The sequence below is a fragment of the Pseudomonas sp. MAG002Y genome, from assembly GCF_019400845.1.
GTDB classification, from domain to species: domain Bacteria; phylum Pseudomonadota; class Gammaproteobacteria; order Pseudomonadales; family Pseudomonadaceae; genus Chryseomonas; species Chryseomonas luteola.
This window is the reverse complement of record NZ_WOEJ01000005.1, coordinates 113,707-137,877: the sequence shown is the minus strand read 5'-3', so window position 1 is coordinate 137,877 and position 24,171 is coordinate 113,707. Positions and strand designations below refer to the sequence as shown.

The window sequence follows — 24,171 nt, the reverse complement described above, 5'->3', positions numbered from 1 at the left end:
CCCTTCCCTGTAACCAACAGCCCGCCTGCTCTCGTTGAACAGGCACAGCGCTGACCCTGGATGATCCACAGGAGTGAGACATGACCCAATCCCAAAACGAAAATCGCCGCATCGTAATGGCCTCGCGCCCGCAAGGCGCACCGACGCAAGAGAACTTTCGCCTGGAGCGCGAGCCTCGCCCTGAGCCCAAAGACGGTGAAGTATTGCTGCGCACGGTCTACCTGTCTCTCGACCCCTACATGAGGGGCCGGATGAGCGATGCGAAATCTTATGCCGATCCGATGCAAGTGGGCGATGTGATGGTAGGAGGCACGGTTTGCCGCGTGGAAAGCTCCCGACATCCGGATTACAAGGAAGGCGAATGGGTATTAGCTGCTAATGGCTGGCAGGATTATGCCGTCTCCAATGGCGATGGTCTCAACAAGCTCGGCGATAACCCGGAGCATCCCTCCTGGTCATTGGGCGTTCTTGGAATGCCTGGTTTTACTGCTTACATGGGGCTGCTTGATATCGGACAGCCCAAGGAGGGTGAAACCGTTGTGGTTGCCGCGGCCACCGGTCCCGTTGGCTCGACGGTAGGGCAGATTGCCAAGCTCAAGGGCTGCCGCGTTGTAGGCATCGCGGGCGGAGCCGAAAAATGCCAGCATGCCGTAGAAGCCCTGGGCTTTGATGAATGCATCGACCACCGGAGTGAGCATTTTGCCGAGGCACTGGCCAAGGCCTGCCCCAAAGGCATTGATGTATATTTCGAAAACGTAGGCGGCAAGGTATTCGATGCGGTTCTGCCTCTCCTGAACACCAAGGCACGCGTACCGGTGTGCGGTCTGATCGCCACTTACAACAAAGATCCAAAGGATCTGCCTGACGGCAAGGATCGCCTCCCGATGCTGGAGGCTACGTTCCTGCACAAGCGCATTCGCATGCAAGGGTTCATCATCACCATGGACTATGGCGACCGTTACGGTGAGTTCCTGGAAAACATGACGCCCTGGATAAGCGAAGGCAAGATCAAGTACCGCGAGCAGATCGTAGACGGTCTGGAAAACGCCCCTGACGCGTTTACGGGCCTCCTGGAAGGCAAGAACTTTGGCAAGCTGGTCGTCCGGGTCGGCAACGACTGAAGCTAGCGCCAGAAAGGCCAGCCGTACATTACGACTGGCCTTTCTCGCTTACTTCCCCCGCTCCGGATACTTGATCCAGCTTTTACCATCCAGCCTCAAATAATGCGTGCTGTTGAAACGCATCATCACACTGCCTTCGTTTTCCGCCACCACATGATCCAGCTGCGGCAGGCTGGTAATAACGGCATTCAGGTCGAAATTCGGATTTTTCCAGGCAGCGCCATCCACCAAGTGATTGATCAATTCCGACAACGCAAAGTAGCTGGCAGGCGTACGGATATGAACAGGCGCCCCACTCAACGTCGCCTTGGCATTGATGAGTTTGACGCCGGCCGGAATGTGCGTCACGGTAGGGCTTGGAATTTCTCGCATTCCCTTGATCTGCATGAGATCGCCTCGCAATGCGGCGCCATGCTCGGACACGATCACCAGCAGAACCGGCTTTCCAGAAGCCTGGAGGCGATCAATAAATCCGCTCAGGTCATCTAGTACGTTTTGCAGACGCGGCTTGTATTCTGCCGTGACCGTCTTGCCGGACGTTGGATCAATGACCCGATTCCCGTCGTGCAACGAGATTGTGTTATAGAACATCGCCTCGCGCGCTGACGCATTGTCTAGTCGCTGTTGCCACCATTTGGAGAGCACTTGTCCATCACGGTAAATGGGCGAGCCATCAAAGCCCGTCATGACGGGCCGCAAGTCCCCAAACGGGAAAAGAGTCGCCTGCATATCACCGTTGTCTTTGACCTGCCCGATCAGATTATCGAAGCGACCGGTATGGTTCATGACCATGGCCTCGTCAAAACCCAACTGCTTGAGATTTTCGAAGAGAAAGCACTGCTTGCTGGCAGGCTGATACAACCCGGCATTAGGCAACTGGCCGCAGCTCGCTCGAAGCAGCCTCAATACAGCTGGTCCGCTGTAAGTAGCGGCCGAATTGAAGTCATCAAACAGCACGTCCATCTTGTTCCAGAGCGGATGCTGACTGAGTCCGACATCCTCCATGTCGTCCCAGGCCAACGAGCAGATATTCAGGATCAGCACGTCAAAGGGGGCCGCGTCGTTACCTAGAGCTGGAGGGAACTGGCTGACCAGAGTGCTCTGATGGGTATAAAAATCACTGAGTGTTGCATTGAGATTGGCATCGGTTGGTTCTACCGTTCCGCCCGCCACTGGCCTGGGCACAGGCGACGCCTGTCCTCCAGGCTGTACAGCCGTGGTTGGGACGTCTACAAGTGTTGGTCCCGCGGCAGGGTTTGATGAACGCCAGAAGGTTGTCTGGCCAGCAATCAGAATCGCTACCAAGGCTACAACCGTTACCGCCGTGAAACGTATCCACTGACTGAAGAACAGGTACCCCACCAACAGAACGAGACCTGCGGCCAGCCAGGAAGTATTAATGAACCGCCCTACCAGCTCAAGGATATAGTCAAAGCTGAACGCCGATATCTCAGCAGACTGGGCAAAGAGCCGGCTAACAGGGGGTAGCCAGGTGTCATATAGATAAAGCGACACGCCAATGGGAATCGCCACGACATGCCTCAGACGGTGCAGCCATACCGGCGGCAGCGGCACCAACAGAAAAGCCGCAAAGGCCAAATTCTCCAACGCATGAAAATTTAGCAGGCCTTGCCAGACCAGCACGAATTTGGTGAGGAAGTAATAATTCCAGAAGCCCAACCCTCGCCAGTATTGAAGCGCGGTGGGTGGCGGCAGCAGTGGTCTATCGGTCATAAACACATCTTCAATCAAGGCGTCCTGCCCGCTCAAGGCGATAGCGAGGCGTAGTCGAATGGATGACGGAGCATAAATGTCCGTCAGGTTTACTGATTACCCCGCCCTTTTGTCTCGCCATCACGAATCTTGCCCCCTTTAAGCTCTATCGAGGGTTTCAGGTAACGAGGCCTTTGTGTCTTGTGAAATATCCAATCCAGTATGGCCTTCCAAGCCGAGCGCAGCAAAAAACCCGCCAGAAAGGCCAGAATGCCGGTCAGAATGATGGCGTAGTGAAACAGCTCATCGCTCATGGGTTGCAGTCCTCTTTACCATAAGCGAAACACGCCTCAATACAGGCTGTGGCTCACCCGATTCGGGAGAGACATCTTTGATGTCAGCCGGCTCGGCAATACCTTTGAGCCGGAAGGCAAGGTTATCCGTATAGTCATGCTGGGCCGGTAGCGCATTCATTCGACTCAGCTCCAGCCCCAACCGCTCGGCGCTGTCATAAATCTCGATACTCGATGCCAGCGTATCGACAGAAACACGAAAAATATTTCGCAAGGCCGGTTCGATATCGTTAAGGCGACACGCAAACAGATACAGGTACAAGCTTTGCTCGACCACCGTCACGAAATCGCCACGACGCTTCATGTCGCACTGTGCCAATAGATCCAGAGCGGTCAGACCATGGGCGGGCTTGAGCTTTAATACCATGCCGGGCAGCTCATCCTGTACGATGCGCTCCAGTTCGGCCTGTACACTGCCAATAAAGGTCTCTGCAGCCACATAGCCACGCATGAACTGGGGACGTAATGCCTGCAGGAGCTTATCGAAGTCCGTATCGCCCGTTCGCCGATAAATCTGTCCTTGTACACTTTGCAACTGACTAAAGAAACGGGATACATCGTTCAGGTACGGCACAACGAGGTTGGTACCCGCTGAAAAGAACAGCCGTTCATCCACGTGGCGAAGACACTGACTGATTTCACGAATCACAATCTTGAGCCGATTGCCTCGGGCAGCGCGTAAGCCATGGATCTGTCTTGCCAGCTCCTCTACCTTGCCCGCAGTTGCAATGCCCAGCACTACCGTAGCGGCATGTGCGCCATGGGCTGCATTAAGCAGATCTTCCAGTGAGTCAAACAGCTGCCAATGCCGGGAGGGTGCCTGTCGGCCTGCCAGGCATTCTCGCCAGGCCAGAACCACCTCGTCATCACGGTTACTGGTAGACACTTCCACATCAGCGGCATTGGCCAGTCGCAGGCCGGACTCACTCAGCTCAAGTGAGAAGTCAGCATGAAAAACGCCACCTTCCCCGCTACGCCAGTGATCAATATGGTAATGCACATGAAAGGCATGACGCTCCATTTCACCCAGGCCGGATAACTCATCACTTAGTGGCGCCAGACGTGTCCGCTGCTGGACACCATCTCCTACCCCAATCATGAGCCATGTAGCCTTGTGCTTACGGATCCATCCGGCCAGATGAGCCAGCCGCTTTTTCAGCGCAGCCTCGGTCAGACTGTCCAATTGGCGAACATCGTACTGCACCACGATCAGCCGGCCGGCCAACCTGCCATACCATTCAAGCTCTTCGGTCAACCGCTCCAGCCAGCGCTCATGGTTCTGTTCAGCTAGCGTATAAAACCGGACGTTAGTTTTATGAGCCAGCAGAACGTCGATCCAGCTGTCCTTGGGCCGGTCAGGCAATACGCAAATTGACGATACGTCCGAAGCCTGCTCATGGAGGGTTGACAGCAGCAACGTATCGGCCACCAGAGCCTGGTTAACCAACAACCAGTACAGGCCAGGCTGGCGCATATGGCCATATTGTTGAGGTAGGGAATGAATAGCGATGTGCAAACTGTTCGCCTTTGCCTGAAGATAAACACAGCATTGCAGACAACCCAGCGAACATCCAGTTGGCCACACGCCACAATCCCGGTTTTTGACAGTACCCAGGGGAGAAAGTCAGCCTAGCCCTTCAATAGCCAGCAACTTGGCAAACAACAGTCGAGCGATTAAGCAGCGACCTTATAACCGCACCTACCACCATCCTTCCCGTACAGCCTTCAGGCCATCAGAAGTTTTGGCCATAAAAGGCAAGTCGCGGCGGACATGTCGCCACGACACGCTGCGGCTTGAGTCAACAGCGTCGGTGAAACAACCTCTTTCTTGATCTAAATCAAGACGTAAGACAGGAAAAGAAGATCTGACAAACGGTCAAGCCGTGCGGGAATGTTTGGGAAATTCCGTATCTAATACTCATCACGGAAAACGCTGCTCTTTGATCATGAAGTCACTTCTTCACCTGTCGGATCTCTCGCTTGGACGCTACCAGGTCAACACTGTGGTCGATTGCGATGGTAGCCTGACCATTACTGCAGCTCCCGTAACGGGGAATTCTCCGCTCACCTGGAAGCTGACCTCAGCGCAAGTCCAGAACCCTTTGCTGATGGACACTGTGCTAACGGACATAGAGCGCGAACTTCGCAAACCAACGTCTTTCAGCGAACCCTGCCTGCCGGATCTGACACTCGCAACTTACGCCCCAAGCGCTCGGTATCTAAAACGCTGACATCCTGCCCGTATATTCGGCAGAAATTTCACCCAGAATGCACAAAACCCCTGGAGCTTTCGCTCTCAGGGGTTTTGTTAATCTGGCGGTGAGGGTGGGATTCGAACCCACGATACGATTTCTCGTATACACACTTTCCAGGCGTGCTCCTTCAACCGCTCGGACACCTCACCAGAGTTTTTCTCAACGTCTGCGTCGTTGAGGTGCGCTACTATATCCATGTAGTTTTGAAATGGCAAATTTTTTTTAATGTATTCATGCATTTAAATCAGAAAGCCCAGTTCATGCGTGACCAGGCAGTCAACCAAACGGCTTTACGTGACTCGAAACAGTCGTTACGTTCACCGCAATATTAATAACGACAACGGCTCACTCATGAACGCACTTGTTTCTTATCGCTATGAATCCCCTGTGGCAACGCTTACGCTGAACAACGGCAAGGTCAATGCGCTCTCGCCAGCTGTTATCGATGCGCTGAACGAGGCCCTCGATCAGGCCGAAAAGGACAAAGCCATTGTGGTCATTACAGGCCAACCGGGAATCCTCTCCGGGGGCTTCGATCTGAAGGTCATGATGAGCGGCCCGCAGCAGGCGATCGACCTAGTCACAATGGGGTCTCGTCTGTCACGTCGTCTGTTGTCCCACCCCTTCCCCGTGATAGTTGCATGCGGTGGTCATGCCGTTGCCAAAGGTGCCTTCCTGTTACTGTCGGCGGACTACCGGATTGGCGTCAAAGGCGCCTTTACCATAGGGCTGAATGAAGTCGCCATTGGTATGACAATGCATCAGGCGGGTATTGAAATCGCACGCGACCGGTTGCCCCGTCCCGCCTTTCAACGAGCCGTGATTGGTGCTGAAATGTTTTCACCTGAAGCGGCTGTCGAAGCAGGCTTTCTGGATGAAGTCGTAGCGCCAGAAGCGTTGGAAGACGCTGTTCACCGCGCCGCTATGCGCCTGAGCAAGCTCAACATGTCAGCCCATGGGAACACGAAGGTAAAGGCCAGAGCGCCATTACTGTCCGCACTGGATGAGGCTATCGCCCTGGACGCCCAACACTTCGGCCGCGCCTGACAATCATCAGACAAACGGCACGCTGTCACGAAACCTCTGTGAAACGCGTCTATAACAGTGAAAAGACGCTGTACAGCGCTCCTTTTAATCGCTAAACACCATTAAGTAGGAGATTTAGAAAAGCTTTAGATCTAAACAGGCTGTAACTTGCGACCTAGTCTCGACTCAATGTGATATGGCCCTTGCGAGGGCCATAATAAATGCCGACAGAGCAATCGAGCTTCTCCCTATAAGAAGAAAGGGCTTGAATCATGTTAAGAGAACCGACACCCAAGTGGCGGCAAGCGAGCCTTGTGCTGATTATCACCACCATCGTACTTGTACTTCCCAACCTGACTCGCCTGTTGGGAGGCTGATTATCCTGTGGCAGGCAGCCACCATGCCAGCATCAGCGGCAAGAACCCAAACGCCAGTATGGTTGAACACAATACGAGACTGGCTACTTCCTGGGGAGACCGGTTAGCGCGTAGGGCATAGAGATAGTTGAAAACCGCTACGGGCATGGATGACTGGGTGACGAGGACAGCATGGGCCAGAGGTGGCAGATGTAGCGCCCAACCCACCAGCCAGCCCACAAGAGCACCCAGACATAGCCGGATTCCACCGAATAGGAAGCCGGACCCCAGGTGTTGTGGCCGTATGCTGGCCAGTGACACGCCCAGCGTAATAAGCATGAGCGGAATGGCAAGGCCGGACATGAGGTCGACGGTATTGGCAATCCAGCGCGGCAGTTGGGCATCAAGCATCATGAGTGATAATGCAATCGCTACGCTGATCATGATGGGATTTCCCAGCAGCATCTTGAGCGAGCGCTCGCCGGACATCCAGAAGATCCCTAAACTGAAATTACCGATCGACAAGACCAGATAAAATGCCACGGCCAGCGTCATGCCTTGCTCGCCAAACGCATACAGGCACACCGGCAAGCCCATGTTGCCTACATTGGGAAACATGAATGCCGGGGCCAATACCTTCCAGTCTCGCTTGAAGACTCGGGCAAGCCCATAGGCTGCCAACCCCATGACTGCGCAGATAACCACGCAGGCCAGGGCCATTTGCCCAAAGCTGTGCTTGTCGATGTGTGCATGCCCCAGTGTCGCCAGAACCAGACAGGGAGAGGCTACGTTGAAGACCAGGCGGGAGATGAAGTCAGTGGGATATTCATAGCCCCAGCGCTTCCAGAAATAGCCGATACCTGCGCCAATGAGCACAGGCGCCATGACCGCGAATAACTCTGACAGCATGCCTTTCTCCCCTGAATCAAGGGTTCATTATGCCCTCTTGGGCAGGAACGGGGAGTAGTAAATCGGTATCGCAGGACGTGAGATCAAACGGAGCATGTGGCAGAAACTAAAATGAGGCATGACATGAACGGCCATGCCTCGACGTCAGGATCAGGTCCTCCTGATTTCCTGGGTTACGCCCCAGCCATCCAACGTTCCGCCAAGAGGACTGACGACGGCCTCAAGATCAGACTCGAAATCGTCAATTGTCGTATAGGTAGCAAACATGACCTTACTGACCTGTAAGTGCCACCCACCCTCTTCGTGCGGTATTATCTGAGCGTTCAACGACTCTCCCTTGAATTGACATGCAGCCTCTCGGGCCTGTTTTTCATCAGGAAAAATAGCGAAGAAATCGATGGGATGTATGCGTGAGAAGTCGAAACCACCCTCCTTCATCTGCCGGAGCACAGTAAGGCTTACATCATCGGAGATGTTTAAAGGCATAGGGCACCTCCTGCTCATTGAATGGGATTTTTAGTTAATGCGATAGAGCGTGATAGAGGCGTTGCAACGGTGATCGCCGGTATCAGCGAAGCCACCCGCAGAGCCCTTTCAACTAAAAGAACGCCAACACAAACGCCTGACGTATAGCATTGCACACAACTAAAAGAGAGCTTTGAGGCGGCACCGGTTCCTTGGATAGCGACGAGTGGTGCGTGCCCTGCAAATGATCACGGGGCACCTTCCGAAAGTATCAGGCGTTGGAAGTCTTGCCAATGGCGCCTAGTACATATTGAGGCAGCGCAAAGGCACCAATATGGATGTCGGCATTGTAATAGCGCGTAACAATGCCGGAGACTGCGAGCCGTTCGCGTAGGGTATCTACCGGCACAAAACGTTTGCCAGCGTCTCGGCTGCCCCAGGCAAAGGTCATCGCGCCGCCAATGTAGGTCGGTACGGCAGCCTGATAGAAATGCCAGTCAGCAAAGAGCCCGTTGACCCGGCTTGCTGTGGTCTTCACTTCGTCAAGCTGCATGAAGGGCGTGCCGTTCTGCGTGACCAGGATTCCACCTTCATTCAGGCAGCGATGGCAGGCCTGATAAAAGTTTTCCGAGAACAGTACTTCACCCGGACCGATGGGATCGGTCGAGTCGGAAATGATCACGTCGAAACGGTCAGTGGTATTTGCCACGAAGCGCATACCGTCATCGATGACAAGGTTGAGACGCGAGTCGTCAAATGCGCCATTGGAGTGATTGGGCAGATAGGTTTTGCACATGTCGACCACGGCCGCATCGATTTCCACCATGGTGATGTGCTCGACACTCTTGTGCTTGGCCACTTCCCGCAGGATGCCGCCGTCACCGCCACCGATGATCAGGACACGCTTGGCCTGACCATGGGCAAACAACGGCACATGGGTAAGCATCTCGTGGTAAATGAACTCATCGGCTTCGGTCGTCTGGATTACGCCGTCCAGCGCCATGACGCGTCCCATGCGGGCATTCTTGAAAATAACGAGTTGCTGATGCTCGGTACGAACTTCATGGAGCAGCTCGTCCATGCGAAAGCGTTGACCATAGCCGTCATACAGGGTTTCTAGATAATCTTTCATTGAGAGGTCTCCCGTTCCTCGGATGGGCGGAACGGAAAACGCCCGCCCTGGAAAAGGCGGGCATTGTAAGGGCAATGCGTGACGGTCTCCAGACGCGTTCTACTACCCTTTATGCGTTGGCGCCGATACGGACGTACTTCCGCGAGGACCCGCAAGCCCCCAGGCAATCAGCCCCACGACTGGCAGAATGATGATAAGCAGTGTCCAGAAGATCTTCTTGTTACTGGTGCTGTCGCTGCGAATGACGCTGACGATAGCCCAGATATCCAGCAAGAAGACGATGAAACCGATGACACCGCCTATAGTTGAGTTAATCATGGGTGCTCTCCAATTCAGTTCCGGTAAAATTGGGACTGCGCACCCGAGGCGGTAGTTCGCCTTAAACGACCGAATGTCGCTGATACCCCTTTTGTCAGAGCGTCAGAGGGTCGATTTCAGCAAAGCTTTTCACGCAAGGGTGACCGGCCAGCTCGCCGCCCTCGCGAACCAGGCCACAGGTTTTCATACCGGCAGACCGGGCAGCATCAAGCTCCTCGATAACATCCGATAAGAAGAGAATTTCATCTGCCTGATGCGTGGTTGCGCTGGCGATACGGCTATAGGAAGCGGCTTCACGCTTGCCTCCGGTCATCGTATCGAAGTAGCCGGAAAACAGCGGCGTCAGGTCTCCAGCCTCGGAACAACCGAAGATGAGCTTTTGCGCCTGCACAGAGCCGGAAGAATAGACGTAAAGCGCAATCCCCAGCGCATGCCAGCGCCGAAGGGCTCCGACGGCATCCGGATAGACGTGCCCTTTCAGCTCGCCGGCCTTGTAGCCCTGTGCCCAGATCATGCCCTGCAAGGCCTTGAGCGGTGTAACCTTACGATCCTCAGCGATCCAGCCCAGCAGAATCTCGATGACGCGCTCGGTATCGGCAGTCAACTCCCCGGCCTCGGCGCGCACCGCATCCAGCTGCTCTGCCACTGCCACCTCCTGAGCATGCTCACGCACATAGCCCGGCAGATGCTTGGCCGCAAAAGGAAACAGGACATCAAAGACAAAGCTGACCGCGCTGGTCGTGCCCTCGATATCGGTCAGGATAGCGCGAATGGTCATGCATCTGCCTCCAGGCGTGGAAAACGGGAAGCAATGTCTTCCCCAGTGAACTGGGCGATCCATCCCTCAGGATTATTAAACAGCCGGATCGCAACGAAGTTGGGCTCTTCGCTCATATCGAACCAGTGCGGTGTACCGGCGGGCACTGAAATCAGGTCATTCTTCTCGCACAGTACGGCATAGATATATTCGCCGACATGCAAGGTAAAGAGGCCACGCCCGGCCACGAAAAAGCGGACCTCATCCTCTGCATGACGATGCTCGTCCAGAAACTTGGCGCGCAGCTCGGCTTTCTGAGGATGATCAGCCTTCATGCTGATCACATCCACGGTCTGATAGCCGCGTTCCTGGATAAGACGATCGATCTCGGGACGATAGGCGGCAATCACTTCTTCCTGGCTCGCCCCCGGCGCTACAGGCGCCGTGGCCTGCCAGCGTTCGAATCGAACGCCTACTTCGGCCAGCGTTGCCGCGATATGATCACCCTGGGTAAGCACCTTGTTGGGCTGCTCGGGATGGGACTCATGGTAGACAGTCAGGCGGCTCATGTCCGGATACTCAATATTTTAAGTTCACATTCGAAAAGAAACTCGAACGCCTCGATCTGGCGCAAGGCATCGCTCATACGAGTCCCCCAAGTATAGAGACCATGACCACGAATCAAATACCCCACGCAGTCTGGATGCGTGTCGAGCCATGTCTGAACATGCGTGGCAAGCCGGGCGATGTCCTGATCGTTTTCAAAGATCGGTACCAGTACCCTGCCCTCGTGGGTCGTGATACCGCTGAAGGCTTTCTGCAGCTCATAGTCATGCAGTACCAGCGCCTCGTCGGCAACCATCCGGGACAGAACCGTGGCATTAACCGAATGCGTATGCAGCACCGCGCCAATCTCCGGCTTCCATCGATACAGCTGGGTATGCAGCAGCGTTTCGGCCGACGGCTTCTTGCCGGGCTCCAAGCTGTTACCTTCCAGGTCCGTTACGAGCACATCATCCAGGCCTAACTGTCCCTTGTGCTTGCCTGAGACTGTAAGCAACGCGCGGGTCTCGGACAGCCGGGCAGAGTAATTGCTACTGGTTGCTGGAGACCATCCCCGACTGTAGAGAAACTGACCCGCCTCAATGATTTGCTGCGCCAGCAGCTCCCGATGATTCATCATGATGTCGATCTTCCAAACGCGTAATGATCATGCATGCCCCCACCAGCGCTGCCAGGCTGGCGAAGCCGAATGTCCAGGCAGGACCCAACACCTGCCAGCTATAACCGGAGTAAAACGCCCCCAAGGCGCCTCCGGTTCCCGACAGTGCAGCATACAGTGCCTGCCCCTGCCCTTGATGTCTGTTTCCGAAACGGCGCTGGATGAAATGGATCGCCGATGCATGAAAACAACCAAATGTAGCCGCATGAATGACCTGGGCAAAGAGCAGAACCCCCAGGTGATCGGCAAGATGCCCCAACAGCAGCCAGCGCAGCGCTGCAAGCAGAAAGCTGGCCGCAAGTACCTGTCTCAGGCTGAACAGGGTCAGCAAACGAGGCATGACCAAAAAGATCAGCACCTCCGCCACAACCCCTACTGCCCACAAGAGACCGATCGTGCCGCGAGCATAACCCAGGTTTTCCAGGTGTATCGTTAGAAAGGTGTAATAAGGCCCATGGGAGAGCTGCATGAGGCAGGCCCCCAAATAAAAAGCCATGACGCCCGGTTGACGCAGACAACCCATGAGTCCGCCTTCGCTTCCGCTGTTTTCCAGTTTTACCGCAAGAGGCGACGGAACCCAGATACTGCCTATGACAATACCGGCCATGATGACCAGCAGGCCGGCTGGGTACAGATCAAGACTGAAATGCTCGAACAGCTTGCCCAGCCCTACCACTGCTGCAATAAACCCGACGGATCCCCAGAGGCGAACGCGGCTATACAGCGAAGCCTGTTCACGCAGGTGTGCCAGGGTAATGGCTTCAAACTGTGGCAGCACCGCGTGCCAGAAGAACGCATGGGCCGCCATGACCAGGGCGAGCCAGGCGTAGCTATGACTGAGGTAAATCCCCGCAAAGCAGATGAGCGTGCAGCAGGCGCCGAAACGAACAATGGTCAACCGCTTACCGGTACGGTCGCCCAGCCACCCCCACAGATTAGGTGCCAGGCAGCGCATCAGCATGGGAATAGCGACCAGTTGACCGATATGCTCGCTGGAAAACCCCAAATGATGAAAGTAGAGCGACAGAAACGGCGCCGTTGCGCCCAGCAAGGCGAAGTAGAAGAAATAGAAGCTGGACAGACGCCAATAAGGAATCGGCATTGACTCATGTGTATTCATGCAGTGCCTGAGTAGGCCGGTACAGCTGATCAGCGGCGTGCCTATTCATGCAGCTGCCCTCCACGGGCAGCTGCAGTTGAACCTGTCTATAGGCTGATAAGCCCGCAATCAGAGCTGACCCAGGACAGGCGTTCCTACGTGTACATCCGCATTCTGGGCACGATGTCGCAGGTAGTGATCTATCAGGACGAGCGCCATCATCGCCTCGGCAATGGGGGTGGCCCGAATACCAACGCAAGGATCGTGGCGGCCCTTGGTTATCACATCAACGGGCTGGCCATTCACATCGATGGAGCGGCCAGACGTGGTAATGCTTGAGGTAGGCTTGAGCGCCAGATGCGCTACGATCGGCTGCCCGGAGGAAATGCCTCCCAGTACACCGCCGGCGTTGTTGCTGAGAAAACCTTCGGGGGTCAGCTCATCGCGGTGCTCGGTGCCCCGCTGCGCCACACTGGCAAATCCGGCACCAATCTCAACGCCTTTCACGGCGTTGACGCTCATGAGTGCATAAGCCAGCTCGGCATCCAGGCGATCGAAAATCGGCTCACCCAGGCCCGGCGGAACGCCGTCGGCCACGACCGTGACCCGGGCACCTACCGAGTCCTGATCGCGACGCAGCTGATCCATGTAAGCTTCCAGCTCCGGCACCTTGGCTGGATCAGGACAGAAGAACGCATTCTCCTCCACACTATCCCAGGTCTTGAACGGAATTTCGATAGGACCGAGCTGGCTCATGTAGCCCCGGACACGGATGCCCTTGGTCGCCAGAAACTTCTTGGCAATGGCGCCAGCCGCAACCCGCATGGATGTTTCACGAGCAGAGCTGCGGCCACCGCCACGGTAGTCACGCAACCCGTATTTATGGTGATAGGTATAGTCCGCGTGAGCTGGGCGGAACAGGTCCTTGATGGCAGAGTAGTCCTTTGACTTCTGGTCGGTGTTGCGAATCAGCAAAGCGATAGGCGTACCCGTGGTGACACCTTCGAACACGCCAGACAGGATCTCGACCTCATCCGGCTCCTGGCGCTGGGTAGTATGCCGACTGGTGCCCGGCTTGCGACGGTCCAGATCATGTTGAAGGTCAGCCAACGCCAACGGCAGCCCCGGTGGGCATCCGTCTACAATCGCGACCAACCCGGGCCCATGGCTCTCGCCAGCCGTGGTAACAGTGAACAATGTGCCAAAGGTATTGCCGGACATGTCGCAAAGCTCCGCAGAATCGATGGACCGGAGCCTATCCAGCGCCGGCACAGAAAGCGAACGAGTATACCTTCTGGCTTTCCCGAGTTCATCTTTAGAACCCTAACCGTTACGCTGCGTCCAATTACGGGTTACCGGAACCGTTCGGTGCCCTTTGTTTATGGTCATGAGTGTTGTGATGTCCCGTCTGCTTGTTCTGCTGTGTTGCCTTCTGACGCTACCCGCATTCGCGGCCAGGGGGCCGATCCTATATCACCCTATCAACCTTGAGACGGCCAACGGAACGCTGTATGGCAGCTTGGTCATGCCGGAAAGTCACAAGCCACAGCCGGTAGCTCTTATCATTGCAGGTTCCGGGCCTACAGACCGTGACGGCAATAACCCCATGGCGCGTAACTTTGCCTTGAAACGCCTGGCCGAGGCCCTGGCTGAGAACGGTATTGCCAGCGTTCGCTATGACAAGCGTGGCGTTGCACAAAGTACGCCTGCTGCGCCACGGGAAGAAGACTTGAGCGTCCCACGCTATGTTGCAGATATCGTCGCATGGTCGAAAAAGCTCCACTCAGACCCGCGTTTTACAAAACTGATCCTGATCGGCCATAGCGAAGGCGCCCTCATGGCCAGCCTCGCTGCCAACGATGCAGGTGCCGATGCCCTGATTACCTTGTCGGGAAGTGGCCGCCCCATCGACGACGTGTTGCGCGAGCAATTGGCAACCAAGCTGTCCCCTCCGCTGCTGGCCAGCGCACAATGGATCATGGATCAGCTGGATAAAGGCCAGATGCAGCTTCAGGTACCGGAGCCCCTGATGGTGCTGTTTCGCCCTAGCGTTCAGCCTTACCTGATCACCCTCTTCCGGGAGAATCCCGCCCAGGCCTTCGCTCAGGTCAAGGCTCCGGCATTGATCATCCAGGGCAAGCATGACATTCAGGTAGACATCAAGGATGCCGAGGCGCTTAAACGGGCAAGGCCCGAGGCCGAGCTGGCACTGATTCCCGGTATGAATCATATGCTCAGAATCACGCCAGCCAATGTCGAAGCTCAGCTTTCCACCTACAACAACCCGGATCTTCCATTAGCGGGCGAATTGGTGGAGCGAATGACCGCCTTCATTCAGGAAAAAGTCTCTAGTCCACGCTGATTTGGCCGATATAGCGATTTGAATTACCCCATGCGGAGGTAGAAAAGGATCGCGGCCATGACTGAAACCGATATTGAAGAACCCACTACCGCCGAGGAAACCGCCCCTGAGAAGCAGACGCATCCCTGGGCCGAGCTCGGACCGGAACATTTTTACCTGCTGCGTCTGACACCGTTGCCCACGGATCGTATTACCGGGCCTCGCCCGCTGCGCTTTGTGCAGTTTGGCAAGGCCGAACGGCATGGAGACGATCTGAGCGTTTTATCGTTGAGCATTCAGCTGCCCGGACAGCGCGTTCACCGTGATCAAAATTTCCTGAATATCTGGGCTGATCACGAGAACAAGGAGATCCGCTTCACCGCCGAACCCGGCGGACTTGAAGGCGGACTGTTGCAAGTCGAGCCATCCAATCGTGGCCTGGGCCGCTTTCTGTTAGCTCAGGGCATTGCATGGGCCAAGACCAAGTGGGGCCACTACAAGGTAGCCAACCTTGATCTGCCAGCCCGTGATGGATTTGTCGAGGAGATGCGCAAGCGCCGCGACCATGCACTGGAAGCTCAGGGTTTTACCCTTACCTATATTGAGGGGCAAACCCTCAAGGCCATCTGTAGCGCGCCCAAGGCCAGCGAGCTTAAAAGCGAATGGAACATGGATAAGGTGCAGGTGCTTTCCCTGCTGGATGTAGGCAGCATGCTGGAACAGGCGGACAAGAACCTGCATGAGCGTGACCTCAGCCTGTTCAAGCTGCAGGAGCAGATTGCCGCCTACCGTCGTGACGACGCGGGCCTGAAGTTCACCATGGCATGCCTGATGGCGTTCTGCCTCTTCGAGGCCGGGCTGCTGATCTGGATGGTGTTTCATTGAGCCAAAAGGCTTCAGGCGTTACAGCTACGCCTGAAGCCGATGCTTTAGGCACATGCTTACCGGGGATTGAAAACCCTCTTTCCACGGCGGGCCGATCCAGGGATAAAAGCTATGCTTTGGTTAAATCTCCGACCGCATTGCGGGGCACTTTAGCGTCCAAGTGTTTTCATGAGCATCAGCAATCACCAACGCTGACCGTTGCGCTGCAACTCCAACCGGCGGATGAACTCCTCCAGGATCAACGCATACAGATCATCCTTCAGGACGGCATCCTCGATCCCTGAGTCGATATTGGGATTGTCGTTGACCTCGATGACCGCCATTCGCTCGCCCGCCTGCTTGAGATCAACTCCGTACAGGCCGTCGCCGATAAGGTTGGCAGTACGAACCGCCAGCTCGACCACTTCATGAGGTGCCTCCTGAATGGGTACGGTACGAAAGTCACCACTGCTCTCGACCGCACCGGCGCTGTGATCGTAGATCTGCCAATGCCCTTTCGACATGAAGTACTGACAGGCAAAGATCGGCTCCTGGTTGAGCACGCCTATGCGCCAGTCATAGTCGGTATAAAAGAACTCCTGGGCCAGGAGCAGCACGGAGCGCTCGAACAACTCGGCGCTCGCCTTGTTCAACTCCTCCTGATTGGAGACCTTCATAACGCCACGCGAGAACGAACCATCCGGAATCTTTAGCACCAGCGGAAAGCCCAGCCGCTCCCCTACCGTTGCCAACTGGGCGGCATTGTCCTTGTACAGAATTTCCGTCTTGGGCATGTCCAGCTTGTGTGCTTTAAGCAAATCCGCCAGATAGACTTTATTGGTGCATCGCAGGATCGAGCGGGGATCATCCATTACCACCAACCCCTCGCTTTCCGCTTTTTTGGCGAAACGATACGTGTGATGATCGATGGCAGTTGTCTCACGGATAAACAGCGCATCGAACTCCGAAAGGCGTGAGTAATCCTTTTTCTCGATCAACTCGACATCAATTCCCAGGCGCTTGCCAATCCGGACAAAGCTTTTCAGAGCCTTGGCATCAGAAGGCGGAAACGCTTCTTTCGGGTCATGCAGGATAGCCATTTCGAAGCGATATTTTTCGCGTACGCGCGGCTTGAGCCAGACCTGTCGACTAAAACCATCCAAGGCATTTGCAAAAAGGTCTTCCTGAGCTTCGTGCAGCTTGTGTATGGCTCCCAGCTTGACGCCCCCAATATGCCAGCCCTCACGATTGCGGCGAAAATCCACGAGCAACAGTGGACTGGGGAAAGCTTCAAACAGCTGGCGGGCCAGATCCTGCAAGGCTTCGATATCGGTTCGCCCAAAGTACAGGGTCAACGTGAACCCATCAGCACTGGCGTAGGGATGGCCCTTCAAGGCCTTGCTCAGTAACCTGTCGAGATCTTCCAGAGCCAGGTTATAGATGGATTTACGGGAGAGCTCACTGATCGTGCGAACGGAGGGAATTACCTTGTGACCCCGGGCCTCTGCCAGTAATGAGCAGTAATACCCGTGCCCTAGGTACTTCTGGTTACGGCACAGGTTGATGACCTGCACACGCTTGCCGTTATCTTGCTCATTTGACTGCTCAAGGTATTCCTGGGCAGTGATAACGTCTTCGCTCGGATAATAGGATGACCAATCCTCCTTGCGCTCGACGATGATATACAGCTTGCTCACAACACCTCCTCGGTGCAGATAATCGCCTTGGGAGCCTATTACCAACGTTCCTGTCAAACGACTCAGGTTCGGTCTGTACCAATTGATGGACAGACGAAAACTACGTAACACAGCCTCCATTAACCGCGGCTTAACCGCACTGCTGAGGACCGAGCGACTGTCTTTGAGGCGCTTGACCTGGCTAGGGATTCACACAAATGAATTTCACGCTACGCCCTGCTGTTCACGAGGACCTCAACGCACTGGTTGAGTTAGAGAAACGGTGCTTTGAATACGACCGCCTTTCGCGGCGCAATTTCCAATGGATGCTGACTCGAGCCAATGCCTCTCTCACGCTGGTGGAAGAGGCTGGAAATACCCTGGGGTACGCCTTGGTTCTGTTTCACCAAAACACCTCCTTGGCGCGGCTGTATTCCATTGCCATCGACCCGGCAGCTCGGGGGCGCAAGCTTGGGCAGCACCTGCTCGAGGCGGCGGAGGCCTGCGCCATTGAGCGGGACTGTGCGTACATGCGTCTGGAGGTACGCCCGGACAATATTGCAGCCATTGCCCTGTATGAACGCAATGGCTATCTCCCCTTTGCAACCGTCGATGACTACTACGAAGATCACAGTCAGGCGCTGCGCTTCGAGAAACGTATCCGTCAGCCCGGTGAAGGCCGGCTACGCAAGGTACCCTTCTATAGACAGACCACAGATTTCACCTGCGGCCCGGCCTCGCTTCTGATGGCAATGGGCGCGCTGGAGCCTGGACGCCCGCTGGAGCGCTGGGAAGAGTTACGCCTCTGGCGTGAGGCTACCACCATTTACATGACCGCCGGCCACGGTGGCTGCGGGCCACACGGCTTGGCCCTGGCCGCCCGACGCCGCGGTTTTCGTGTGAAGTTACAGGTTAACACCCGCGGCCCTCTTTTCCTGGAAGGCGTACGCAGCGAAGAAAAACGTGACGTGATGCGGCTGGTGCATGAGGACTTCAGCCGGGAACTCAAACAGACTGATATTGAACGCCTGATTCGAACAAAGCTGGATATCCCGCAAATCATTGCCGACGGTGGTCTGCCATTGGTGTTGATCAGCAGCTTTCGCCTTATCCAGACCAAAGGCCCTCACTGGATCGCTGTAACCGGTTGCGACGAAGACTTCATTTACTTCCACGACCCAGACGTAGACCATAGCCAACATCGTCGGGAGCTGGACTGCCAACACATTCCGGTCAGCCATGCCGAGTTCGACAAACTCAGCCGCTTCGGCAAGAGCAAGCTGCGGGCTGCGGTGATCCTGTATCCTCCAGCCCCAGTGAAAAAGCTGGCAGCGTAAGGCAGTAGCGTACCGCTTCAGCGCCATAAGCCGGCTTCAATTTTAAGGTAGAAAAAGACGCTTGGTAACAACACTGACGCTGTTTCTAAAACGGAGCTCCTATGAGCACTTGGGTTCTTCTTGTGGTGACCCTTCTGAATACAACCAATCCTCATACCGATAAAGGCAGCTCGCCCATGGTCGCCATGCAGGAGTTCAATTCTCAGAAAACCTGCATGGATGCGCGGACCCAGCTGATAAAAATGAATCCCTCCATCAGTGCGTCCTGCGTTCTCAAGTAACCGGCCCCTCTGACATAGCATGGCAAGCTGCCCAAAAGCGGCTAGGACGCCTGTCAGACGAGCTCTGGCAAATGAGTCAGCACACTCGACACCCTTTTCGGGTAATTTCCACCGTTTTGTATGCTGCTGGCGGTACGCTGCCGGATACATGCTGCACGAAACGCTCTGGATCATCGAAAGGAAGCTGCCTGAGCGCCTCCGGGCTGAGCGTCCACCATTGAGACGCCAATAATCGTTCAATAAGCTCAGGCGCAAAGCGGTATCGAATGATCCTGGCCGGAGAACCCCCTACGATGGCATAAGGCGGCACATCCTTAGTAACCAGTGCTCGGGCAGCGATAACCGCACCGGTACCCACCGAGAGCCCATCCATAATCATGGCATCACGGCCAATCCATACATCATGGCCAATGACGCTCATCTTCTGCTTGCCTTGGTAAGGTAGCCCCGCCTCATCGGACGCGAACGGATGAGAAGTTGCCCAGTGAACGGGATGGGTATCCCGCTCCTGTCCGATCAGAACGTTGTTGCCAATCGAGCAAAAACGCCCGATAGACTGGACCAGATATAGCTCGCTGCCGCCTCGAATATAGGTATAGGCTCCAACAGAAAGATGACGGGCAGCCACATCCACAGGACCGATCGAAACATGCTCTTCCAGTAGCAATGTGGTTCCGCTACTGAGGCCAAGAGGTCCGTTCGACAGCTTGCAGCCCTGCTTTCTGAGCCAGCGTTTCCAGTAGGCATTTCTGAATTCTTTTATCACGGCACCTTCTCAACCACCCGACACGCAATCTGGAGCGTTGGCTTGACCCAGACGCTCCGTCGCTAGCTAGTATTACCCAGGTTGCACCGTCAAAGGTAAAAAGCGTCCCGGCCTATCGTATGGTCAGATGCTTGTCATCCAGCGAAGTTACCGCGTTGATCGGATGATCCGACGTCAGAAAGGCACGCATGTCCGCCCCGCTGGGCTGTTGATAGATACGAAGCCCAAACTCCGGCAGGATCGCCAGCAAATGATCGAAAATATCGCTCTGGATATTTTCGTACTGCGCCCAGATCACCGTATTGGTAAAGCAGTACACCTCCAGGGGTAAACCGCTGGAAGTAGGATCAAGCTGGCGAACCAGTAGGGTCATGTCCTGCCGAAGGCCGGGATGGCTGCGCAGGTAACGCTCCACATATACCCTGAAGGTACCCAGGTTGGTGATGCGACGTGTGTTGACAGGTTCCTGCCCGCGCTCAGCCAGCTTTTCGTTCCATTCATTCAACTCCTTCTGCTTATTATCTAAATAGTCCGCCAGCAAACTGAAACGATGCAGATGCCGATACTCATCACCATCGATGAAATGCACGCTCTGCTGGTCCAAGAACAGACTGCGCTTGATGCGGCGACCTCCGGATTCCTGCATACCGCGGTAGTTCTTGAACGCATCGGAGATGAAGCGCTTGGTAGGAATCGTGGTAATCGTCTTGTCGAAGTTCTGCACTTTGACCGTGTGCAAAGCGATATCGATGACATCCCCACTGGCGTTGAGCTGGGGCATCTCTATCCAGTCACCGATGCGCACGATGTCCCCGGATGAGATCTGTACGCTGGCCACCAGTGACAAGAGCGTATCCTGGAAGATCAATAGCAGCACAGCAGCCATCGCGCCCAGTCCGGACAGGAGAATCAATGGCGAGCGATCAATCAGCGTGGCGATGATCAGAATGGATGCCAGGCAGAATATGCCGATCTTGAGGACCTGAATGTAACCCTTGATCGGCCGGAATCGCGCATCGGGACGGCGCTGGTAAACCGCATTGACAATATCGAGCAGATTACTGATCGCCAACACGATAGTAAGGATAATGAACGCGCTACACACGTTCCCAACTACTGTGACCAACGCCTCCGGCAGGCCGGGCACTGCGAGTATACCCGTCGAAAGGATCAAGGCTGGCACGACATTAGCCAGGCGCGCGATCATCGGGGTATTGGTGACCTCGCTTTTAAGACCCAGCGAAGCACTGCTTAATAGCCGGTAAACACCCTTCACTAGAATACGCTTCACAATCCAGTTACATAACCAGGCAGCCAGCAGCAGCAAGGTCACGCAGAACAGCGTGTAGAGCTCGGGATAGTTCCTGAGCCAGTTTAACGAGGCATCTAAATAAGTAGTCATAATCTTTGCTTTTTAGAGTCGCACCATCCTGATCCGGACGGCGGGGAGGCGTTACGGTAGCAAAATGCAACCGGCTTCTGTATGACCGGCGACAAACCGGCGTTACCTGACCCGGCATGGCCGTATCGTTGAGTCGCTAAAGACATTTCGGAGGAAGCGGACTATGCTGCGGTGGCCTTTTCCGTATAACCACAACACCACGGACCCGGCCATGACTCGACCTTTGCGCAAACGCGATCCGTCGTATGAACTGATGGACGATCTTAGCGGCCATTCGGTGATCTACCGCGAGCACGGTTTCCCCTGCCCTCTGGTTCGCTGGCATTTTCACAAGGAATACGAGCTGCATCTGATCATAGCCAGCTCGGGCACAGCCTTCATTGGCGACTATATCGGCAGCTTTTATCCTTACAGCCTGTTCTTGACCGGTCCTAACCTGCCCCATAACTGGATCAGCCAAGTAGCGGAAGGTGAGGTCGTCGACAAGCGCGACATGCTGGTTAACTTTACCGATGAGACGCTTGAAAACGCGGCGACAGTCTTTCCTGAACTCAATGCACTGAACCCGCTGCTTGAGCGCGCCCGTTTCGGCATTCAGTTCCACTGTTCGCGCACCATCAATGAATCGGCAGATCTTCTGCAGCGTATTGCCGAGACGCGGGGTGCCAGCCGTCTGGGTCACTTTTTCGTACTGATGGAACTGCTGGCGACCTGTGAGGATTATCACCTGCTGAGCGGCGCGCCGATTCGTTCGGAAGACGACGAACATACGCTGGACCGTACCAACAAGGCGCTTAACTTCATCTTCGAACGCTACACCAGTGAGCTCACGCTTGAGGAAGCAGCAGAGCACCTGGGCATGACGCCTACCTATTTTTCCCGCTTCTTTCGCAAGGCTACCGGGCGGTGCTTTATTGAATTTGTGAACAGCCTGCGTATCAGCAAATCCTGCGAGCTGTTATCGCAAAGCGAAAAGGCCGTGACAGACGTCTGTTTCGAGTCAGGCTTCAATAACATTTCCAATTTCAATCGCCGCTTCCAGCAAATGAAAGGCATGACGCCTACGCATTATCGGCGCCTCACGGTAAAACGCTTGACCGAGCAGAACGTATAAACCGGGTCCGGGCGACTGCTCATTGCCTGCCAATACCTTGCAATTTCTGTCACGCAGGCTCAACGCCAAAAACGCGCCAAGCCCTACTGCAGAGCGTTCTGTTGCTATTTCACACGCAAAGATCACTCGCTAACAAGTGCAAAAAAGTATCAGTCTGAGTGTGTTTTCGCATTTGTCTACCGCTTAACTTAAGAGGTGTAATCAATCGAACACGCTCCTCCTGTTTCGCAGTCTGGGGGTTAAAACAACAATAAGAGCTTCTGTCGCTACGGCGCAGAAGGGAGTGCGACATGAACATGCTATTGAAAGCGCTTTTCGCTACAGCCGGAATTTGTGCCGTCACCTATGCTCAGGCCGCCACGGTCACCATCGCTACCGTTAACAACAGCGATATGATTCGGATGCAACGGCTCTCCAAAACCTTTGAAGAGCAGCATCCGGATATCAAACTCAATTGGGTAGTCCTTGAAGAAAACGTACTTCGCCAACGCCTGACGACTGACATTGCCACGCAGGGCGGTCAATTCGACGTGCTGACCATTGGCATGTACGAAACCGGTCTCTGGGGTGCCAAAGGCTGGCTGGAACCTATGAAAGACCTGCCAGCCGACTATGATGTGAACGATCTGTTTCCTTCGGTACGAGAAGGTTTGTCCGTCAAGGGCACGCTGTATGCCTTGCCGTTCTATGCGGAAAGCTCAATTACCTACTACCGTAAGGACCTCTTCAAGGACGCCGGGCTGACCATGCCCGAGCAGCCAACCTGGGAACAGCTCGGTGAATTTGCCGCCAAACTTCACCATCCCGACAAGGATCAGTATGGCATTTGCCTGCGCGGCAAAGCTGGCTGGGGTGAAAACATGGCGCTGATCGGCACCATGGCCAATGCTTTCGGTGCACGTTGGTTCGATGAAAAGTGGCAGCCGGAATTCACTGGCCCGGAATGGACCAAGGCCGCCAACTTTTATGTCGATACGATGAAGAAGTACGGCCCTCCCGGTGCGTCCAGCAACGGCTTCAACGAAAACCTGGCGCTGTTCAACAGCAGCAAGTGCGCCCTATGGGTGGATGCCAGCGTGGCCGGGTCTTTTACGACCGACAAATCGCAAAGCAAGGTGGCTGAGCAGGTGGGCTTTGCCGCCTCCCCAACGCAGGTAACCGATAAAGGTTCATCTTGGCTTTATGCTTGGTCCCTGGCGATTCCTTCCAGCTCCAAAAACAAGGAAGCTGCACAGTCCTTTGTGACATGGGCGACGTCCAAGCAATACGCCACCTTGGTAGCTGACAAGGAAGGTATCGCCAACGTCCCGCCAGGTACGCGCAAGTCTACATACAGCGAGGCCTATATGCAGGCCGCACCCTTCGCCAAGGTATCCCTGTCCATGCTGGAAAAGGCCGACCCGGCGCACCCCGCTGCCAAGCCTGTTCCTTATGTGGGTATTCAGTACGTAACCATTCCTGAGTTCCAGGCTATCGGCACCTCGGTGGGCAAGTTGTTCTCGGCGGCACTGACCGGACAGATGCCCGTGCAGCAGGCGTTGCAGGCTGCCCAGCAGTCGACCTCTCGCGAAATGAAACGCGCGGGTTATCCCAAATAGCTTAACCGGTTCGGCGTGGCCGTAATGGCTGCGCCGCTTCAGGACAAGCCTGGCCTGACAGCTTTC

24 protein-coding genes and 1 tRNA gene are annotated in these 24,171 nt (G+C 55.2%); 9 read left to right on the top strand and 16 right to left on the bottom strand.

All coding sequences use genetic code 11. The features are described 5' to 3' along the window. The first annotated feature begins 80 nt into the window (after positions 1-80). Positions 81-1,121, top strand: a complete 1,041-nt coding sequence (locus GM154_RS09075; protein WP_150347580.1) for an NADP-dependent oxidoreductase — start codon at positions 81-83, stop codon at positions 1,119-1,121. 48 nt (positions 1,122-1,169) lie between these two features. On the opposite strand, the gene bcsG is transcribed toward GM154_RS09075, so the two are convergent. From bcsG to bcsE, 3 genes are all read right to left on the bottom strand, one after another. Beyond that, positions 1,170-2,855 carry a cellulose biosynthesis protein BcsG gene (bcsG, locus tag GM154_RS09070; protein WP_219651985.1) on the bottom strand — a complete coding sequence of 562 codons (1,686 nt, stop codon included), beginning with the start codon at positions 2,853-2,855 and terminating at the stop codon, positions 1,170-1,172. An 89-nt stretch (positions 2,856-2,944) separates the two neighbouring features. Continuing rightward, on the bottom strand, positions 2,945-3,148 hold the full coding sequence (locus tag GM154_RS09065; protein WP_010798013.1) for a hypothetical protein: 204 nt from the start codon (positions 3,146-3,148) through the stop codon (positions 2,945-2,947). Then, positions 3,138-4,703, bottom strand: a complete 1,566-nt coding sequence (gene bcsE / locus GM154_RS09060; RefSeq protein WP_219651982.1) for a cellulose biosynthesis protein BcsE — start codon at positions 4,701-4,703, stop codon at positions 3,138-3,140. Before bcsE ends, GM154_RS09065 begins: the two co-directional genes overlap by 11 nt. Before the next feature lie 430 nt (positions 4,704-5,133). On the opposite strand from bcsE, the gene GM154_RS09055 reads away from it, so the two are divergent. Beyond that, on the top strand, positions 5,134-5,418 hold the full coding sequence (locus GM154_RS09055) for a hypothetical protein (protein ID WP_010798011.1): 285 nt from the start codon (positions 5,134-5,136) through the stop codon (positions 5,416-5,418). 83 nt (positions 5,419-5,501) lie between these two features. Here GM154_RS09055 and GM154_RS09050 read toward each other — a convergent pair. Further along, a tRNA-Ser gene (locus tag GM154_RS09050) sits at positions 5,502-5,591 on the bottom strand. 202 nt (positions 5,592-5,793) lie between these two features. Here GM154_RS09050 and GM154_RS09045 point away from each other — a divergent pair. After that, positions 5,794-6,489 (top strand): crotonase/enoyl-CoA hydratase family protein, encoded by a 696-nt coding sequence (locus GM154_RS09045; RefSeq protein WP_010798010.1) that lies wholly within the window; start codon positions 5,794-5,796, stop codon positions 6,487-6,489. 356 nt (positions 6,490-6,845) lie between these two features. Here GM154_RS09045 and GM154_RS09040 read toward each other — a convergent pair whose 3' ends face one another. The 9 genes from GM154_RS09040 to aroC all read right to left on the bottom strand — a co-directional run bounded on the left by GM154_RS09040 (position 6,846) and on the right by aroC (position 13,947). Further along, on the bottom strand, positions 6,846-7,733 hold the full coding sequence (locus GM154_RS09040; protein WP_019365085.1) for an AEC family transporter: 888 nt from the start codon (positions 7,731-7,733) through the stop codon (positions 6,846-6,848). Between the two features lie 150 nt (positions 7,734-7,883). After that, on the bottom strand, positions 7,884-8,219 hold the full coding sequence (locus GM154_RS09035) for a ribonuclease E inhibitor RraB (protein WP_010798007.1): 336 nt from the start codon (positions 8,217-8,219) through the stop codon (positions 7,884-7,886). Positions 8,220-8,469: 250 nt separating this feature from the next. After that, the gene (gene speE, locus GM154_RS09030) at positions 8,470-9,330 is read right to left on the bottom strand and encodes a polyamine aminopropyltransferase (protein WP_219651980.1); all 861 of its coding nucleotides are present in this window, start codon (positions 9,328-9,330) and stop codon (positions 8,470-8,472) included. A gap of 102 nt (positions 9,331-9,432) precedes the next feature. Next, on the bottom strand, positions 9,433-9,648 hold the full coding sequence (locus GM154_RS09025; protein WP_010798005.1) for a PLD nuclease N-terminal domain-containing protein: 216 nt from the start codon (positions 9,646-9,648) through the stop codon (positions 9,433-9,435). A 94-nt stretch (positions 9,649-9,742) separates the two neighbouring features. After that, on the bottom strand, positions 9,743-10,426 hold the full coding sequence (gene mtnC, locus GM154_RS09020; RefSeq protein WP_219651978.1) for an acireductone synthase: 684 nt from the start codon (positions 10,424-10,426) through the stop codon (positions 9,743-9,745). Then, positions 10,423-10,974 (bottom strand): acireductone dioxygenase, encoded by a 552-nt coding sequence (locus GM154_RS09015; RefSeq protein WP_197870237.1) that lies wholly within the window; start codon positions 10,972-10,974, stop codon positions 10,423-10,425. Before GM154_RS09015 ends, mtnC begins: the two co-directional genes overlap by 4 nt. Further along, on the bottom strand, positions 10,971-11,588 hold the full coding sequence (locus GM154_RS09010; RefSeq protein WP_197870235.1) for a methylthioribulose 1-phosphate dehydratase: 618 nt from the start codon (positions 11,586-11,588) through the stop codon (positions 10,971-10,973). Before GM154_RS09010 ends, GM154_RS09015 begins: the two co-directional genes overlap by 4 nt. After that, on the bottom strand, positions 11,548-12,729 hold the full coding sequence (locus GM154_RS09005) for an MFS transporter (protein ID WP_019365090.1): 1,182 nt from the start codon (positions 12,727-12,729) through the stop codon (positions 11,548-11,550). The genes GM154_RS09010 and GM154_RS09005 overlap by 41 nt, the downstream gene beginning before the upstream one ends. Before the next feature lie 126 nt (positions 12,730-12,855). Then, entirely contained in the window at positions 12,856-13,947 is a 1,092-nt protein-coding gene (aroC, locus tag GM154_RS09000) for a chorismate synthase (RefSeq protein WP_219651976.1), read from the bottom strand. Positions 13,948-14,122: 175 nt separating this feature from the next. Between aroC and GM154_RS08995 the strand changes: the two genes are divergently transcribed. Both GM154_RS08995 and GM154_RS08990 read left to right on the top strand, forming a co-directional pair. Next, positions 14,123-15,088: an alpha/beta hydrolase gene (locus tag GM154_RS08995; RefSeq protein ID WP_181123585.1), complete on the top strand. Its 966-nt coding sequence runs from the start codon at positions 14,123-14,125 to the stop codon at positions 15,086-15,088. Positions 15,089-15,145: 57 nt separating this feature from the next. After that, entirely contained in the window at positions 15,146-15,952 is an 807-nt protein-coding gene (locus tag GM154_RS08990) for a hypothetical protein (RefSeq protein WP_219651974.1), read from the top strand. 182 nt (positions 15,953-16,134) lie between these two features. Here the strand turns inward: GM154_RS08990 and GM154_RS08985 are convergent, their stop codons facing one another. Continuing rightward, on the bottom strand, positions 16,135-17,628 hold the full coding sequence (locus GM154_RS08985; protein ID WP_019365094.1) for a RimK family alpha-L-glutamate ligase: 1,494 nt from the start codon (positions 17,626-17,628) through the stop codon (positions 16,135-16,137). Between the two features lie 197 nt (positions 17,629-17,825). On the opposite strand from GM154_RS08985, the gene GM154_RS08980 reads away from it, so the two are divergent. Both GM154_RS08980 and GM154_RS08975 read left to right on the top strand, forming a co-directional pair. Further along, positions 17,826-18,944, top strand: a complete 1,119-nt coding sequence (locus GM154_RS08980; RefSeq protein WP_219651972.1) for a GNAT family N-acetyltransferase/peptidase C39 family protein — start codon at positions 17,826-17,828, stop codon at positions 18,942-18,944. Between the two features lie 101 nt (positions 18,945-19,045). Continuing rightward, positions 19,046-19,225: a hypothetical protein gene (locus GM154_RS08975; RefSeq protein WP_010797995.1), complete on the top strand. Its 180-nt coding sequence runs from the start codon at positions 19,046-19,048 to the stop codon at positions 19,223-19,225. A 76-nt stretch (positions 19,226-19,301) separates the two neighbouring features. Here GM154_RS08975 and GM154_RS08970 read toward each other — a convergent pair whose 3' ends face one another. Both GM154_RS08970 and GM154_RS08965 read right to left on the bottom strand, forming a co-directional pair. Continuing rightward, complete coding sequence (locus tag GM154_RS08970; RefSeq protein WP_219651970.1) at positions 19,302-19,991, bottom strand: CatB-related O-acetyltransferase; 690 nt, start codon at positions 19,989-19,991, stop codon at positions 19,302-19,304. Positions 19,992-20,103: 112 nt separating this feature from the next. Further along, a complete protein-coding gene (locus GM154_RS08965) occupies positions 20,104-21,393 on the bottom strand; it encodes a mechanosensitive ion channel family protein (RefSeq protein ID WP_219651968.1) in 1,290 nt (429 codons plus the stop codon). Between the two features lie 211 nt (positions 21,394-21,604). Between GM154_RS08965 and GM154_RS08960 the strand changes: the two genes are divergently transcribed. Together GM154_RS08960 and GM154_RS08955 are read left to right on the top strand one after the other, a co-directional pair. Next, on the top strand, positions 21,605-22,507 hold the full coding sequence (locus GM154_RS08960; protein WP_037030876.1) for an AraC family transcriptional regulator: 903 nt from the start codon (positions 21,605-21,607) through the stop codon (positions 22,505-22,507). 290 nt (positions 22,508-22,797) lie between these two features. Further along, positions 22,798-24,105, top strand: a complete 1,308-nt coding sequence (locus GM154_RS08955; RefSeq protein ID WP_219651966.1) for a sugar ABC transporter substrate-binding protein — start codon at positions 22,798-22,800, stop codon at positions 24,103-24,105. Positions 24,106-24,171: the final 66 nt, after the last annotated feature.

Coding starts and splice junctions, on each gene's coding strand:
- GM154_RS09010 (WP_197870235.1), bottom strand. CDS start 11,588: ATGATGAATCATCGGGAGCTGCTGGCGCAGCAAATCATTGAGGCGGGT.
- bcsG (WP_219651985.1), bottom strand. CDS start 2,855: ATGACCGATAGACCACTGCTGCCGCCACCCACCGCGCTTCAATACTGG.
- GM154_RS09065 (WP_010798013.1), bottom strand. CDS start 3,148: ATGAGCGATGAGCTGTTTCACTACGCCATCATTCTGACCGGCATTCTG.
- GM154_RS08960 (WP_037030876.1), top strand. CDS start 21,605: ATGACTCGACCTTTGCGCAAACGCGATCCGTCGTATGAACTGATGGAC.
- GM154_RS08955 (WP_219651966.1), top strand. CDS start 22,798: ATGAACATGCTATTGAAAGCGCTTTTCGCTACAGCCGGAATTTGTGCC.
- GM154_RS08990 (WP_219651974.1), top strand. CDS start 15,146: ATGACTGAAACCGATATTGAAGAACCCACTACCGCCGAGGAAACCGCC.
- aroC (WP_219651976.1), bottom strand. CDS start 13,947: ATGTCCGGCAATACCTTTGGCACATTGTTCACTGTTACCACGGCTGGC.
- GM154_RS09015 (WP_197870237.1), bottom strand. CDS start 10,974: ATGAGCCGCCTGACTGTCTACCATGAGTCCCATCCCGAGCAGCCCAAC.
- GM154_RS09025 (WP_010798005.1), bottom strand. CDS start 9,648: ATGATTAACTCAACTATAGGCGGTGTCATCGGTTTCATCGTCTTCTTG.
- GM154_RS08975 (WP_010797995.1), top strand. CDS start 19,046: ATGAGCACTTGGGTTCTTCTTGTGGTGACCCTTCTGAATACAACCAAT.
- GM154_RS09075 (WP_150347580.1), top strand. CDS start 81: ATGACCCAATCCCAAAACGAAAATCGCCGCATCGTAATGGCCTCGCGC.
- speE (WP_219651980.1), bottom strand. CDS start 9,330: ATGAAAGATTATCTAGAAACCCTGTATGACGGCTATGGTCAACGCTTT.
- GM154_RS08980 (WP_219651972.1), top strand. CDS start 17,826: ATGAATTTCACGCTACGCCCTGCTGTTCACGAGGACCTCAACGCACTG.
- GM154_RS09035 (WP_010798007.1), bottom strand. CDS start 8,219: ATGCCTTTAAACATCTCCGATGATGTAAGCCTTACTGTGCTCCGGCAG.
- GM154_RS09040 (WP_019365085.1), bottom strand. CDS start 7,733: ATGCTGTCAGAGTTATTCGCGGTCATGGCGCCTGTGCTCATTGGCGCA.
- mtnC (WP_219651978.1), bottom strand. CDS start 10,426: ATGACCATTCGCGCTATCCTGACCGATATCGAGGGCACGACCAGCGCG.
- GM154_RS09005 (WP_019365090.1), bottom strand. CDS start 12,729: ATGCCGATTCCTTATTGGCGTCTGTCCAGCTTCTATTTCTTCTACTTC.
- GM154_RS08965 (WP_219651968.1), bottom strand. CDS start 21,393: ATGACTACTTATTTAGATGCCTCGTTAAACTGGCTCAGGAACTATCCC.
- GM154_RS09045 (WP_010798010.1), top strand. CDS start 5,794: ATGAACGCACTTGTTTCTTATCGCTATGAATCCCCTGTGGCAACGCTT.
- GM154_RS09055 (WP_010798011.1), top strand. CDS start 5,134: ATGAAGTCACTTCTTCACCTGTCGGATCTCTCGCTTGGACGCTACCAG.